The organism is Streptomyces griseoflavus, assembly GCF_014649995.1.
GTDB lineage: Bacteria > Actinomycetota > Actinomycetes > Streptomycetales > Streptomycetaceae > Streptomyces > Streptomyces griseoflavus.
In genome coordinates, this window is sequence record NZ_BMUC01000017.1 from 75,857 (window position 1) to 89,841 (window position 13,985).

At 72.2% G+C, this 13,985-nt stretch carries 14 protein-coding genes; 9 read left to right on the plus strand and 5 right to left on the minus strand.

Translation table 11 applies throughout. The features are described 5' to 3' along the window. Positions 1 to 45: 45 nt before the first annotated feature. Together IE172_RS28685 and IE172_RS28690 are read right to left on the minus strand one after the other, a co-directional pair. Positions 46 to 270, minus strand: a complete 225-nt coding sequence (locus IE172_RS28685; RefSeq protein WP_190100231.1) for a hypothetical protein — start codon at positions 268 to 270, stop codon at positions 46 to 48. A 147-nt stretch (positions 271 to 417) separates the two neighbouring features. Next, positions 418 to 1,179, minus strand: coding sequence for a phosphoglyceromutase (locus tag IE172_RS28690; RefSeq protein WP_190100232.1), 762 nt, complete (start codon positions 1,177 to 1,179; stop codon positions 418 to 420). A 167-nt stretch (positions 1,180 to 1,346) separates the two neighbouring features. On the opposite strand from IE172_RS28690, the gene IE172_RS28695 reads away from it, so the two are divergent. Beyond that, entirely contained in the window at positions 1,347 to 2,630 is a 1,284-nt protein-coding gene (locus tag IE172_RS28695) for an MDR family MFS transporter (protein ID WP_229886531.1), read from the plus strand. 58 nt (positions 2,631 to 2,688) lie between these two features. Here IE172_RS28695 and IE172_RS28700 read toward each other — a convergent pair whose 3' ends face one another. Continuing rightward, on the minus strand, positions 2,689 to 2,844 hold the full coding sequence (locus IE172_RS28700) for a hypothetical protein (RefSeq protein WP_190100233.1): 156 nt from the start codon (positions 2,842 to 2,844) through the stop codon (positions 2,689 to 2,691). 131 nt (positions 2,845 to 2,975) lie between these two features. Then, positions 2,976 to 3,677 carry a phosphate signaling complex protein PhoU gene (phoU, locus tag IE172_RS28705; protein ID WP_190100234.1) on the minus strand — a complete coding sequence of 234 codons (702 nt, stop codon included), beginning with the start codon at positions 3,675 to 3,677 and terminating at the stop codon, positions 2,976 to 2,978. Between the two features lie 199 nt (positions 3,678 to 3,876). Here phoU and phoR point away from each other — a divergent pair, with 199 nt between their 5' ends. Together phoR and phoP are read left to right on the plus strand one after the other, a co-directional pair. Beyond that, a complete protein-coding gene (gene phoR / locus IE172_RS28710; protein WP_190100235.1) occupies positions 3,877 to 5,193 on the plus strand; it encodes a two-component system sensor histidine kinase PhoR in 1,317 nt (438 codons plus the stop codon). Next, complete coding sequence (gene phoP, locus IE172_RS28715) at positions 5,190 to 5,870, plus strand: two-component system response regulator PhoP (protein ID WP_030829297.1); 681 nt, start codon at positions 5,190 to 5,192, stop codon at positions 5,868 to 5,870. The genes phoR and phoP overlap by 4 nt, the downstream gene beginning before the upstream one ends. A gap of 83 nt (positions 5,871 to 5,953) precedes the next feature. On the opposite strand, the gene IE172_RS28720 is transcribed toward phoP, so the two are convergent. Further along, positions 5,954 to 6,643 carry a copper chaperone PCu(A)C domain-containing protein gene (locus IE172_RS28720; RefSeq protein ID WP_190100236.1) on the minus strand — a complete coding sequence of 230 codons (690 nt, stop codon included), beginning with the start codon at positions 6,641 to 6,643 and terminating at the stop codon, positions 5,954 to 5,956. 698 nt (positions 6,644 to 7,341) lie between these two features. On the opposite strand from IE172_RS28720, the gene IE172_RS28725 reads away from it, so the two are divergent. The 6 genes from IE172_RS28725 to IE172_RS28750 all read left to right on the plus strand — a co-directional run bounded on the left by IE172_RS28725 (position 7,342) and on the right by IE172_RS28750 (position 13,873). Then, the gene (locus tag IE172_RS28725; RefSeq protein WP_003953493.1) at positions 7,342 to 7,824 is read left to right on the plus strand and encodes a CarD family transcriptional regulator; all 483 of its coding nucleotides are present in this window, start codon (positions 7,342 to 7,344) and stop codon (positions 7,822 to 7,824) included. 342 nt (positions 7,825 to 8,166) lie between these two features. Next, a complete protein-coding gene (gene ispD, locus IE172_RS28730) occupies positions 8,167 to 8,943 on the plus strand; it encodes a 2-C-methyl-D-erythritol 4-phosphate cytidylyltransferase (RefSeq protein ID WP_190100237.1) in 777 nt (258 codons plus the stop codon). Next, complete coding sequence (gene ispF, locus IE172_RS28735; protein ID WP_190100238.1) at positions 8,933 to 9,430, plus strand: 2-C-methyl-D-erythritol 2,4-cyclodiphosphate synthase; 498 nt, start codon at positions 8,933 to 8,935, stop codon at positions 9,428 to 9,430. The genes ispD and ispF overlap by 11 nt, the downstream gene beginning before the upstream one ends. Before the next feature lie 136 nt (positions 9,431 to 9,566). Then, positions 9,567 to 10,967 (plus strand): cysteine--tRNA ligase, encoded by a 1,401-nt coding sequence (gene cysS, locus IE172_RS28740; protein ID WP_190100239.1) that lies wholly within the window; start codon positions 9,567 to 9,569, stop codon positions 10,965 to 10,967. Positions 10,968 to 11,098: 131 nt separating this feature from the next. Continuing rightward, entirely contained in the window at positions 11,099 to 12,040 is a 942-nt protein-coding gene (gene rlmB, locus IE172_RS28745) for a 23S rRNA (guanosine(2251)-2'-O)-methyltransferase RlmB (RefSeq protein WP_190100240.1), read from the plus strand. 174 nt (positions 12,041 to 12,214) lie between these two features. Next, positions 12,215 to 13,873 (plus strand): DoxX family protein, encoded by a 1,659-nt coding sequence (locus IE172_RS28750; protein WP_190100241.1) that lies wholly within the window; start codon positions 12,215 to 12,217, stop codon positions 13,871 to 13,873. Positions 13,874 to 13,985 lie beyond the last annotated feature (112 nt).

A 13,985-nucleotide genomic window follows, 5' to 3' on the forward strand; every position in this document is an offset into this window, starting at 1 on the left:
GGCCCCTGAGGGGGCCCGGCGTGCCGTGACCGGGCACAGCGGTTACTACAACTTGGTCATTTTGGCGTAGGGGCTCAGGATCCGCAGTTGCTGCCCGGAACCGAAGTCCACGAGCGCGGCGATCCCGTCCTCGATGCCGATCACCCGGCCGAGGCCGTACACGTCGTGGGTCACCTGATCGCCGACCGCGAAGTGCTTGGGAGCCGGTGCGACCGCGGCCTTGAAGGGGCTGGTGGGCAGATGGCGCTTCGAAGCATGAGGTTTAGTCATCGACTCCAGTATGCGACCACAACCCCCCGGCTCGCTGTGGCCACCGTCTCTTACCTCACGAGCAGGGGCCGGCCGGAGACACCCACAGGCAGCGAAAAGCCCCCTCCCGGCGGAGAACCCGCAGGCAGGGGGCTTGTCCGTGGGCCCTTACTTCTTCTTGCCCTGGTTCTTGACCGCCTCGATGGCGGCTGCCGCCGCCTCCGGGTCGAGGTACGTGCCGCCGGGGGTGACCGGCTTGAAGTCGGCGTCGAGCTCGTAGGACAGCGGGATGCCGGTGGGGATGTTGAGGCCCGCGATGTCGGCGTCCGAGATGCCGTCGAGGTGCTTGACCAGGGCGCGCAGGCTGTTGCCGTGGGCGGCGACGAGGACCGTGCGGCCGGTGAGGAGGTCGGGGACGATCGAGTCGAACCAGTACGGGAGCATGCGGACGACGACGTCCTTCAGGCACTCCGTGCGCGGGCGCAGCTCCGGCGGGAGGGTCGCGTAGCGCGGGTCGGCGAACTGGGAGTACTCGGCGTCGTCGGCGAGCGGGGGCGGCGGGGTGTCGTAGGAGCGGCGCCACAGCATGAACTGCTCCTCGCCGAACTCCGCGAGGGTCTGCGCCTTGTCCTTGCCCTGGAGGGCGCCGTAGTGACGCTCGTTCAGGCGCCAGCTGCGGTTCACCGGGATCCACAGGCGGTCGGCGGACTCCAGGGCGAGCTGCGCGGTGCGGATCGCGCGCTTCTGGAGGGAGGTGTGGAGCACGTCGGGCAGCAGGCCGGCGTCCTTGAGCAGCTCGCCGCCGCGCGTCGCCTCCTTCTCGCCCTTCGGGGTGAGGTTGACGTCCACCCAGCCGGTGAACAGGTTCTTCTCGTTCCACTCGCTCTCGCCGTGGCGGAGGAGGATCAGCTTGTACGGTGCGTCGGCCATGGGCCCGAGCGTAATCGACGCCCCTCGGGCGTCGCGCGCCCCGCCCGCTGGGCGGACGGCCGGTGGGCGTCCGCCAAATCGACTGGTTTTCCCGCCGCCGGTGTATGTAAGTTGTGCTGGCCGTTGCGGCCGCTTACATCTGCACATCAGGGCGCACCAGGGCGCGCCTGGGTTCCACGGGGGGTCACATGTCAGTCGCCGGAGTGAGACGTGCTCTGCGGGAGTCCGTCTCAGGGCTTCCCCGCGCGTTCTGGTGGCTGTGGCTCAGCACCCTCGTCAACCGGCTCGGCGCGTTCGTCGCCACCTTCATGGCGCTGTACCTGACGCTGGACCGCGGGTATTCCGCGTCGTACGCCGGTCTGGTCGCCGCGCTGCACGGGCTGGGCGGGGTGATCTCGTCGCTCGGCGCCGGGGTGATGACCGACCGGCTGGGGCGGCGGCCCACGCTGCTCGTCTCCCAGACCGCCACCGCGCTGTCCGTCGCGCTGCTCGGCTTCATGCGGGACCCCGTCGCCATCGCGGCCGTCGCCTTCCTCGTCGGCATGGCCTCCAACGCCTCCCGGCCCGCCGTGCAGGCGATGATGGCGGACATCGTGCGGCCCGAGGACCGGGTCCGGGCCTTCTCGCTCAACTACTGGGCCATCAACCTCGGCTTCGCGATCTCCTCCGCGGGCGCCGGGTTCGTCGCCGAGGTCAGCTATCTCGCCGGGTTCCTGATCGAGGCGGGGATGACGCTCGTCTGCGCGGTGCTCGTCTTCGTGAAGCTGCCCGAGTCCCGGCCCGGGGAGGACACCACGGGTCCGCCGGGGGAGAAGGACGCCGTCTCGATGTGGACCGTGGTGCGGGACGGGCGGTACATGAGTGTCGTCGGGCTGTCGTTCCTCATCGCCCTCGTCTTCCAGCAGGGGTACCTCGGGCTGCCGGTCGCCATGGGGGAGGCGGGGTTCTCGCCCGCCGACTTCGGCATGGCCATCGCCGTCAACGGGGTGCTGATCGTCGTCCTGCAGCTTCCCGTCACCCGGTTCATCGAGAAGCGGGACCCGCGGCAGCTGCTCATCGCCTCGTCCCTGCTGGCCGGGTACGGGTTCGGGCTCACCGCCTTCGCCGGCTCGGTCGCCGTCTTCGCCCTCACCGTGTGCGTGTGGACGCTCGCCGAGATCGTCAACGCGCCGACCCAGACCGGGCTCGTCGTCGCGCTCTCCCCGGTGCACGGACGCGGCCGCTACCAGGGCATGTACACCATGTCCTGGGCGGTCGCCGCCCTGGTCGCCCCGCTGATGTCCGGTTTCGTCATCGACCACTGGGGCGCCGCGTGGCTGTGGGGGATGTGCGCCGTCGTCGGCACGGTCGCCGGCCTCGGGTACGCGCTGCTGATGCGCCGCATGCCCGGGGAGGGCGCGCAGACGGTGGTGACGAAGCCGGAGGCGGCGCCCGAGGTGCGGGCCTCCTGAGACGCGGCGAGGGCCCCGGCGGCCGTATCGGCGCCGGGGCCCTCGGTGACGTACCGCGTCAGCCGCACTGGCACGGGTTGCCCGACTGGCACCCGCAGCCGCAGCCCGAGCCGCAGCCGCAGGCGGCGATCAGGGTGAGGTTTCTGATCTCGGCCGGCTGCTCGGTCTCGCGCTCCCGCGTGGGGTCGGGCGTCGTGCCGGGGGATTCGGCCATGGGTCCCTCCTCAGGGCTGGGCCTGCCACACCTTCGCCCATTGGATGCCCGCCCCGCCGGGCGCATCAACGGCGCATTGAGGCTCGTACGCGCCCCGGCCGGTCCGCGCACGCCCGTCGGGTGAGCCGCGGTCAGGCCTCCTTCGCGCCCGGCACCGTCTGGATCTCCGTCTGGAGCTCCGCCTGGAGCTCGTCCGCGTGCTCACCCGTGACCAGGTAGACCACCCGCTTGGCGACCGAGACCGCGTGGTCGGCGAACCGCTCGTAGTAGCGGCCCAGCAGCGTGACGTCGACGGCCGTCTCGATGCCGTGCTTCCAGCGGTCGTCCATCAGGTGCTGGAACAGGGTGCGGTGGAGCATGTCCATCGCGTCGTCGTCCTGCTCCAGCTGGAGCGCCAGGTCGACGTCCTTGGTGATGATCACCTCGGCGGCCTTCGCCATCAGGCGCTGCGCGAGCTGGCCCATCTCCAGGATCGTCGCGTGCAGATCACGCGGGACCCCGCGGTCCGGGTAGCGCAGCCGCGCGAGCTTCGCCACGTGCTGGGCGAGGTCGCCGGAGCGCTCCAGGTCGGCCGACATCCGCAGCGAGGTGACGACGATCCGCAGGTCGGTCGCCACCGGCTGCTGGCGGGCCAGCAGCGCGATGGCCCGCGCCTCCAGCTCGTGCTGGAGCTCGTCGACCTTCTGGTCGGCCTCGATCACGTTCTCCGCAAGCTTCAGATCGGCGTCGAGGATGGCGGTCGTGGCGCGCCCGATCGCCGAGCCGACCAGCCGGGCCATCTCCACCAGACCGTCGCCGATCGAATCCAGTTCCTCGTGGTACGCGTCCCGCATCAGGCTTCCTCTCGTACGTCCGTCCGGCCTTCAGGGGCCTGGGCTCCTGCCCACGCTCCCACGTTCGGCCCCCTGTGCGTCCGGTTCCGTCACCTCAAATGAACCATCCCTGGCTCCAAGGTGAACTCTGGGCGACGAGTGTTCGAGGTCGCCCGCCGACGGCTGTGGGCACCGGCCGCGCCATGCCTAACCTGGACGCATGGACGTGAACGCGGCGGTCGCCGCAGTGGCAGCGATCGCCGGAGTGCTCACCGGCGTCATCGCCATGCTCGCGGTCCGCTTCAGCGAACGCGAACAGAGGCGCCCCACGCGCACCTCCCTGCACACCGACCCGGTCCTCCCGCCGGGCGTGGACACCGTGCTGTCCGTACTGCGCTCCTCCGCCGTGGTGCTCGACGAGGCCGACGCGGTGGTCAAGGCCAGCTCCGCCGCGTACGCCCTCGGACTGGTCCGCGGCGGCAAGCTCGCCGTGGAGCCCATGCTCAAGATGGCCCGCGACACCCGCCGCGACGGCGAGATACGGCAGGTCGAGCTGGACCTGCCCCGCCGGGGGACCGGACGCGGCGAGGCCCTCGCGGTGTCCGCGCGGGTGGCGCCGCTCGGCTCCCGGCTCGTCCTGCTGCTCGTCGAGGACCTCACCGAGGCCCGCCGCATCGAGGCCGTACGACGCGACTTCGTCGCCAACGTCAGCCACGAGCTCAAGACCCCCGTCGGCGCGCTGTCGCTGCTCTCCGAGGCCGTGATGGACGCCTCGGACGACCCCGAGGCGGTGGAGCGCTTCGCGGGCCGCATGCAGATCGAGGCGACCCGGCTGACGAACCTGGTGCAGGAGCTCATCGACCTCTCCCGGGTGCAGAACGACGACCCGCTGGAGGACGCCGAACCCATCCGCGTCGACGAGCTGGTCGCCGAGGCCATCGACCGCTGCCGGCACGCGGCGGGCACCAAGGAGATCACCATGGCCGCGGCGGGCGCCGACGACCTGCGCATCTGGGGCAACCGGGGCCAGCTCGCCGCGGCGCTGGGCAACCTCGTCGAGAACGCGGTCAACTACTCGCCCGCCCGCACCCGCGTGGGCATCGCGGCCCGCTCGGTGGCCCAGCCCGGCGGGGACCTGATCGAGATAGCCGTGACCGACCAGGGCATCGGCATCTCCGAGAGGGACAAGGAGCGCGTCTTCGAGCGCTTCTACCGCGTCGACCCCGCCCGCTCCCGTGCCACCGGAGGCACGGGCCTCGGCCTCGCGATCGTGAAGCACGTGGCCGCCTCGCACGGCGGGGAAGTCACCGTGTGGAGCGCCGAGGGCCAGGGCTCCACCTTCACCCTGCGGCTGCCGGAGGCCCGAGCCGCCCGCGACCGGGCCCACGAGATGTCCCACCGGGACGACCACACGGAAGGCCTCGACGGCGAGGCCGGACGGGCGTCCCACCCCACCCCCCACGGTTCCGCCCCCTCCCCCCACACTTCCGATTCATCCGCGTACGCAACGCTTCCCTCCCCGGAGGTCCTTCCGTGACCCGAGTGCTCGTCGTCGAGGACGAGGAGTCCTTCTCCGACGCCCTGTCGTACATGCTCCGCAAGGAGGGCTTCGAGGTCGCCGTCGCGACCACCGGGCCCGACGGGCTCGACGAGTTCGAGCGCAACGGCGCCGACCTCGTCCTCCTCGACCTGATGCTGCCCGGGCTGCCGGGCACCGAGGTGTGCCGCCAGCTGCGCGGCCGCTCCAACGTCCCCGTCATCATGGTGACCGCCAAGGACAGTGAGATCGACAAGGTGGTCGGACTGGAGATAGGTGCCGACGACTACGTCACGAAACCGTTCTCCTCGCGTGAGCTGGTCGCGCGGATCCGTGCGGTGCTGCGGCGCCGCGGGGAGCCGGAGGAGGTGGCTCCGGCGGCCCTGGAGGCCGGACCGGTGCGGATGGACGTCGACCGGCACGTGGTCACGGTGGGCGGCACGAAGGTGGACCTGCCGCTGAAGGAGTTCGACCTGCTGGAGATGCTGCTGCGCAACGCCGGCCGGGTCCTGACCCGGATGCAGCTCATCGACCGGGTGTGGGGGGCCGACTACGTCGGCGACACCAAGACGCTCGACGTCCACGTGAAGCGGCTGCGGGCGAAGATCGAGCCGGACCCCGGGGCGCCGCGCTATCTGGTGACGGTGCGCGGCCTGGGCTACAAGTTCGAGCCGTAGGCCGGCCCGGGGCGCTACGGCCCGCGACGACACGAAGGGCGGACCCCCCGCGGGGGGCCCGCCCTTCGGCGCCGGTGCGTCGGTCAGCCGTCGGAGGACTGGCTGGCGGAGGCCGCGTCGGTCGGGGTCCCGGAGCCGGAGTCCTCGGAGCCGGACGTCTCCTCGCCCTCCGGGGCGTCGGCGGACTCGTCCGCGCTGCCGTCGGCCGGCTTGTCGGAGGACTCCGCCGACGGCTCCGAGGAGCCGCCCGGCGCGTCGGGCATGTTGCTCGGGCCCCACTTCTCGAAGAAGCTCTCGGCCGGGTAGACGATCGCCCGCAGGCTGACCTCGCCGGTCTCGCTGAAGGTGAACGTGACCGGCTGCGCGTTGCCGTCCTGGACGGCCTCACGGCTGCTGGGCAGGACGGCGGAGGCGTTGCCCTCGCCGCCGAGGATCAGCGATCCGCCGGCCGGGACGGTCAGGCTGCCGCCCTCGGCGGGGGACAGCTCGGCGGTCTTGCCGGTGCCGGGCAGGGTGACCGACTCCAGCGTCTGGTCGGTGCGGCCCTCGTTGAACAGCGTGGCGGAGATGACGGCGGGGCCGGTCGACTCCAGGTCCGGCTGGGTGACCACGATGGCGTTCTGGACCTTGATGTCGCCGGCGGTCGTCGACGCGTTGTCCGGCTGGATCTGCAGGGTCTGGGCGTTGTTGCCGGCCGCGCACGCGGAGAGCGAGGCGATCGAGAACGCGATGGCAACGGCGGCGAGTGCGCCGCGTCGAAGGCTGCTGCTCACGGCGGCGGCAACTCCTTGACTCGAGCGTTTAGGCGACCGGGTGGAGCCGCCCTAAGTGTCTGTCAGCGGCCTCAGGTTACCGAGCCGTTCCCGCGGTGCCGCACCCGACCCTCCCCGGGGGGCGCGGGTTAGCCCGGGAAGCGGTGTGTGCGCCGGCTCGTGTCACCCGATCACCGGCCTCCGCGGCGCACCGTCCGGTTCCCGTCCCGTCCCTCCCGTGAACCTCGTGCGACTCACCGGTAAACCCTCGTCACTTCGGTCCCGCGATGACACACGAGTGGCGAACCGCCACCGCTCCAGTGCCGCTTCATTCCGCCGATCACGTATTTCCCGCGGGGAATGAGCGGGCGGTCGCGGAATTGATCACCGGCCGCCGATCCCCGGACCGTGTGATCAATTCCGGAATCGGCCGGAAGACGGCCGGGTTCACCGAACGGAGTAGCGAAACTCGAGCACCTGGAACCGGACATATGGGGACGTTCAGCTACTCGCGCGAGGCTTCGGGAGCGTGTGACGTGTCCGATTCGCTCGCGCCGAACAGCCGCTCCGACCTGCGAATACCTGCTTCCGCAAGCCGTCCGAAGCACGTTCCTGTTGCAGTTGTCAAGCCCCGAGAATGGCCCTGACCTGCGAAAACGCCATTCAGAAGACGCCGTATCCGTGTTACCCTGGATAGCCACGGAAGGGGTACCTGTCACATGACGTTCAAGGTTGGCGACACCGTGGTCTATCCCCATCACGGGGCCGCGCTGATCGAGGCTATCGAAACTCGCCAGATCAAAGGCGTGGACAAGACCTACTTGGTGCTGAAGGTCGCCCAGGGTGACCTGACGGTACGTGTGCCAGCGGACAATGCGGAGTTCGTCGGCGTGCGTGATGTGGTCGGTCAGGACGGGCTGGACCGGGTCTTCGAGGTGCTGCGCGCACCGTACGCGGAGGAGCCCACGAACTGGTCCCGTCGCTACAAGGCAAATCTCGAGAAGCTCGCCTCGGGCGATGTCATCAAGGTCGCGGAAGTCGTGCGTGACCTGTGGCGTCGTGAGCGCGAGCGCGGACTCTCCGCCGGTGAGAAGCGCATGCTCGCCAAGGCGCGTCAGATCCTGGTCAGCGAACTCGCCCTCGCTGAGAACACCAACGAGGACAAGGCCGAGGCCCTCCTCGACGAGGTGCTCGCCTCCTGAGGCCGGCCCCCTGAGTCACGGCATCGCCCGCTCGGCGGAGCACGGCAGCCCACACTCAGCACACCGAAATGCCGCGGTGCCCGATGACGTCATGACTGTCGCCGGGCGCTGCGGCATCTTCGTACCCGCACACCGTACGTACGCTGCTCCTGCGCCGTGGTGAGGTGTGGGCGTCGTCACTCACCCCCCACCCCCGGCGTGCCGGGCCCGGGCGGTCGACTCGACCAGAGTCACGGAAGGGGCTGGTCAAGGCGCACGCCCGGCACTCCCCCCGCTCCGGGAGCAGGGGGTACGCCCAGGCCATACCCACGTAGGCCGAGCACACAAACCTGACAGGAACCGATGTCTGCCGATCCGCTCCCCCCGCCGTCCGCGACCCCCGCGCCCGGCCGTACGGCCACCCGCACGGCGGCCGTCATCCCGGCCGCCGGCCGTGGTGTGCGCCTCGGTCCCGGCGCCCCCAAGGCGCTGCGCGCACTGGGCGGCACGCCCATGCTCATCCACGCGATCCGCGCCATGGCCGACTCACGCGCCGTCTCCCTGGTCGTCGTCGTGGCCCCGCCCGACGGCGCGGCCGAGGTCAGGACGCTGCTCGACGCGCACGCGCTGCCCGACCGCACCGACTTCGTCGTCGTCCCCGGCGGTGACAGCCGTCAGGAGTCCGTGAAGCTCGGCCTGGACGCGCTGCCGCCCGGCTACGACATCGTCCTGGTGCACGACGCGGCCCGCCCCCTCGTCCCCGTGGACACCGTCGACGCCGTCGTCGAGGCCGTACGCGACGGCGCGCCCGCCGTCGTCCCCGCGCTGCCCCTCGCCGACACCGTCAAGCAGGTCGAGCCCGCCGCCGGCCCCGGCGAGCCGGAACCCGTGGTCGCCACCCCCGACCGGTCCCTGCTGCGGGCGGTGCAGACCCCGCAGGGCTTCGACCGGGCCACCCTGGTGCGCGCCCACGAGACGGTGCGGGACGACGTCACCGACGACGCGAGCATGGTCGAACAGCTCGGCCTCACCGTCGTCACCGTCCCCGGGCACGAGGAGGCCTTCAAGGTCACCCGCCCCCTCGACCTGATCCTCGCCGAGGCGGTCCTGGCCCGCAGGAGGCACAACGATGGCTTCTGAGCAGCCCTGCCCCCTGCCCCAGGTTGGCATCGGCACCGACATCCACGCCTTCGAGGACGGCCGCGACCTGTGGTGCGCCGGCCTGAAGTGGGAGGACGCGGGACCCGGCCTGGCCGGCCACTCCGACGCCGACGTCGTCGCCCACGCCGCCTGCAACGCCCTTTTCTCCGCCGCCGGCCTCGGCGACCTGGGGCAGCACTTCGGCACCGGCCGCCCCGAGTGGTCCGGCGCGTCCGGCGTCACCCTGCTGACCGAGGCCGCCCGCATCGTCCGCGCGGCCGGCTTCCGCATCGGCAACATCGCCGTACAGGTCGTCGGTCCCCGCCCGAAGATCGGCAAGCGCCGGGACGAGGCCCAGAAGATCCTCACGGAGGCGGCGGGCGCCCCGGTCTCCGTCTCGGGCGCCACCACCGACGGCCTCGGCTTCCCGGGAAGGGACGAGGGGCTCATGGCGGTGGCGACGGCGCTGGTCGTCAGGGAAGGGTGAGCCGCATGGTTCCGGGGGCGCCGGAGCCGTGCCGACGTGCGGGCGCGACCGGCCCCCCGGCGGGCCCGTACGTGACATACGCCGTCGAAAACGCGGGAGGCGCACCGCACACGTCCGCGCCTACTACCCTGGTCCCGTGACTATTCGCCTGTACGACACCAGCGCCCGGCAGATCCGTGACTTCACCCCGCTCCAGCCGGGTCGCGTCTCGATCTACCTGTGTGGTGCCACCGTGCAGGCGGCACCCCACATCGGACACATCCGCTCGGGGCTGAACTTCGACATCATGCGCCGCTGGTTCGAGTACCGCGGCCTGGAGGTGACGTTCGTCCGGAACGTCACCGACATCGACGACAAGATCATCACGAAGTCCGCCGAGCAGGGCCGCCCCTGGTGGGCCATCGGCTACGAGAACGAGCGCGCCTTCACCGACGGCTACCGGGCCCTCGGCTGCCTGCCCCCGACCTACGAGCCCCGCGCGACCGGCCACATCACCGAGATGGTCGAGATGATGCGCGGCCTCATCGAGCGCGGCCACGCCTACGAGGCCGACGGCAACGTGTACTTCGCCGTCACCTCGTTCCCCGGGTACCTGGAGCTGTCCAACCAGGAGCTCGACAACCTGCTCCAGCCCTCGGGCGAGGGCGAGACCGGCAAGCGGGACCCGCGCGACTTCGCGATGTGGAAGGCGGCCAAGCCCGGCGAGCCGAGCTGGGAGACGCCCTGGGGCCGCGGGCGCCCCGGCTGGCACCTGGAGTGCTCGGCGATGGCGCACAAGTACCTCGGCAGCGCCTTCGACATCCACGGCGGCGGCCTCGACCTGATCTTCCCGCACCACGAGAACGAGATCGCCCAGGCCAAGGCCTACGGCGACGAGTTCGCCCGGTACTGGGTGCACAACGCCTGGGTCACCATGAGCGGCGAGAAGATGTCCAAGTCGCTCGGCAACTCGGTGCTCGTCAGCGAGATGGTCAAGCGCTGGCGGCCCATCGTGCTGCGCTACTACCTCGGCACCCCGCACTACCGGTCGATGATCGAGTACAGCGAGGAGGCCCTGCGCGAGGCGGAGTCCGCGTTCGCGCGGATCGAGGGCTTCGTGCAGCGGGTGGTGGAGAAGGCCGGAGGCGCCGTCGAACCCGCCGGCGAGGTGCCGCCCGCCTTCGCCGAGGCGATGGACGACGACCTCGGCGTCCCGCAGGCCCTCGCCGTCGTGCACACCACCGTCCGCCAGGGCAACAGCGCGCTGGCCGCCGACGACAAGGAAGCGGCCGTCGCCCGGCTCGCCGAGGTCCGCGCCATGCTCGGCGTGCTCGGCCTCGACCCGCTGGACGCGCAGTGGGCCGACGAGAGCGACCGCGGGCAGGACCTCCACGGCGTGGTCGACACCCTGGTCCGCATGGTCCTCGACCAGCGCGAGGCCGCCCGGGCCCGCAAGGACTGGCCCACCGCGGACGCCATCCGCGACCAGCTCGGCCAGTCCGGCCTGGTGATCGAGGACAGCCCGCAGGGGCCGCGCTGGAGCCTCGGCGCGCGCTGAGGACCGGACTCCCGGCCCCGGGCCGGCCTGGGCATCCGAAGATCGACTGTGCCGTCCGGGCCTCCGGACGGCACACTTCACAGACGTACGCACCACAGCACCACCCACGACTTCACGGAGACGGATACCTCATGGCCGCGAACAACCGCCGCATGTCCGGCAAGAAGGGCGCGCAGGTCGGCAGTGGCGGCCAGCGGCGCCGGGGCCTCGAAGGCAAGGGGCCGACGCCGCCCGCCGAGATGCGCAAGGGGCACGCCAAGCAGCGCGCCGCCCAGGCCAAGGCGCGCCGCGCCACCGGCCGCACCACGCAACGACGCGGCGGGGGCCGCTCGACCTCGGAGCTCGTCGTCGGCCGCAACCCGGTCGTCGAGGCGCTGCGCGAGGGCGTGCCCGCGTCCACGCTGTACGTCCAGCAGTTCATCGACAACGACGAGCGGGTGCGCGAGGCGCTCCAGCTCGCGGCCGAGCGCGGCGGCATCAACCTCATGGAGGCCCCCCGCCCCGAGCTCGACCGCATGACCAACAACCTGAACCACCAGGGCCTGGTCCTCCAGGTCCCGCCGTACGAGTACGCGCACCCCGAGGACCTGGTCGCGAACGCCCACGACGAGGGGCAGGACCCGCTGATCGTCGCCCTCGACGGGGTCACCGACCCGCGCAACCTCGGCGCGGTCGTCCGGTCCGTCTCCGCCTTCGGCGGCCACGGCGTCGTCGTGCCCGAGCGGCGGGCCGCCGGGATGACCGCCGGCGCCTGGAAGACCTCCGCGGGCACGGCCGCCCGTACGCCCGTCGCCCGCGCCACCAACCTGACGCGCGCGCTGGAGGCGTACAAGAAGGCCGGGATCGCGGTCGTCGGCCTGGCCGCCGACGGCGAGGCCGAACTCGGCGCGCTGGACGCGCTGGACGGACCGGTCGTCATCGTCGTCGGCAGCGAGGGCAAGGGCCTCTCCCGCCTGGTCGGCGAGACCTGCGACTTCCGCGTGCGGATCCCGATGCCGGGCGGCGCGGAATCGCTCAACGCCGGTGTGGCGGCGGGGATCGTGCTGTACGAGGCGGCGCGCCGGCGGGGCTGAGCGCGTGCGGTCGGCCCCGCGGCGGGCAGGCTGAGCGCCCGCCCCGGGGCGGGCGAACGGGTGTGCGGCTTTGTCACCCGGATGGGGGATTCCGGGTGGTGCGCACCGGCTTGACGCGGTCCGGACACATCCGGCCGGTCAAGGCAGTGTCCTCAGGCCATGTCACTCGGTTAGATGAGTGTGGACACCAGAACACCCCGCACACCCACGGGGGACCGCTCGTCCGGCCTCGACGACGTCCCCGCGCTGAGCATGGTGAAGGTGCCGAGCGATCCGGCGCAGGTCATCGTCAATCACGCCAGCTTCCGCGTGCAGCTGGGCGTCTCGGCGCGGCGCGCCTCCTCGCCCCGGATCATCCGGTACGCGAGTGCCGTCGAGGACACCGCCCGCATCCCCGTCGTCACCAGCATGGGCGCGGCGGGACCGCCCGCCGCCCGCCGCCGTCCCGTCGTCTGGAGCGGCCGGTCCGCCCCCGACGACACCGGCGCCCACCGGCTGCTCCAGGCCGTGCGGCAGCACGAGGGCGTCCGCCACGCCGACGACCTGTTCACCGACTCCGGAGCCACCCGGGTCCTGCCCCACACGGGCACCGGCCACGACTTCGACGACGGCCCGCACACCCAGCCCATCGAGGTCCCGTTCGTCGGCGCCCAGCGCCGCCACGGCGACGGGCCCCTGCTGCCCCCGATGCGCCAGGTCGGCAGCGCCTACGACGAACCCGGCTACGACCTCGCCCACGACGGCCACCCGGACGACGACGAGGCCGCCCACGACGACGAGTTCGGCCCCGCCGGCCGCCGCGCCAGGCGGCACGGCGACGACCCCGCCCGGCACGCCTACTACCCCGGCCGCCGGATGAACCTCGGCGTCGTCCTCCTCCCGCTGCGCGTCTTCCTCGGCGGCATCTCCGTCTACGCCGGGATGAGCAAGCTCTGCGACCCGCTCTACTTCGAGGGCGGCAAGCGCGGCTCCATGGTCAAGTGGCTCCACAGCCTGCACCCCTGGGAAGCCGCCGAGCCGCTGCGCCAGTTCGCCCTCGAACACCCCATCGGCTCCGGGCTGGCCATCGCCTTCGCCCAGATCGTCGTCGGTGTCCTGACCGTCCTCGGCTGCTGGCAGCGCCTGGCCGCCGTCGTCGGGGCGACGCTCTCGGCGGCCCTGCTGGTCACCGTCAGCTGGAAGAGCGTCCCCGTCTACGAGACGCCCGACATCATCTACCTCGCCGCCTGGTCGCCGCTGATCATCGCGGGCGCCCCCGTCTACTCCGTCGACGGCCGCCTCGCGGGCGGTGCCTGGCGCCGGCTCGGCCCCCGCGCGGACATCTGGGACCTGCGCGGCTACGTCCTGCGGCGCGGCGTCCTCATCACCTTCGTGGTGTGCGGGCTGACCATGCTCGTCGGTTCGCTCCTCGGCGGCGCGGTCCGCGACGCCGACCGGGTTGTCGTCCCCGGCCCCGGCGAGGCCCCGCGCAACGAACTCCCCGGATCGCCGCTGCCGGAGGACTCCGGTGACCGCCGGGAGGAGCGGCGGACCCCGTCCGCCTCCACCTCGCCCACCCGGGGTGCCACGGGCTCCGCGAGCCCGTCCGCCGGAACCACCAGCCCCGGCGCGACCCAGGGCGCCGGTGCCGCCACCGGCTCGCCCAGCCAGAGCCAGGGCAGCACCGGCGAGGCCCCGCCGCAGCAGTCCACCCCGGCCGACCAGGCCCCGAGCACCACGTCCGGTCCGACCTCGGGCGGCGGCGACGGCTCCGGAGGCAGCGGCGGCGCCCCGAGCGGGGAGGACGGCGGCTCCTCCAAGCGGCCCGGGCTGGTGGGCGGCCTCCTGGGGTGACACCCGGCGCCCCCGGGCGCCTACGACGGAGGGGTCCCGCACGGACGCACCGTGCGGGACCCCTCCGTCGTAGGGCGAGGCCCGTGAGGGCCGGGCGGCGCGCTCCGCCCGG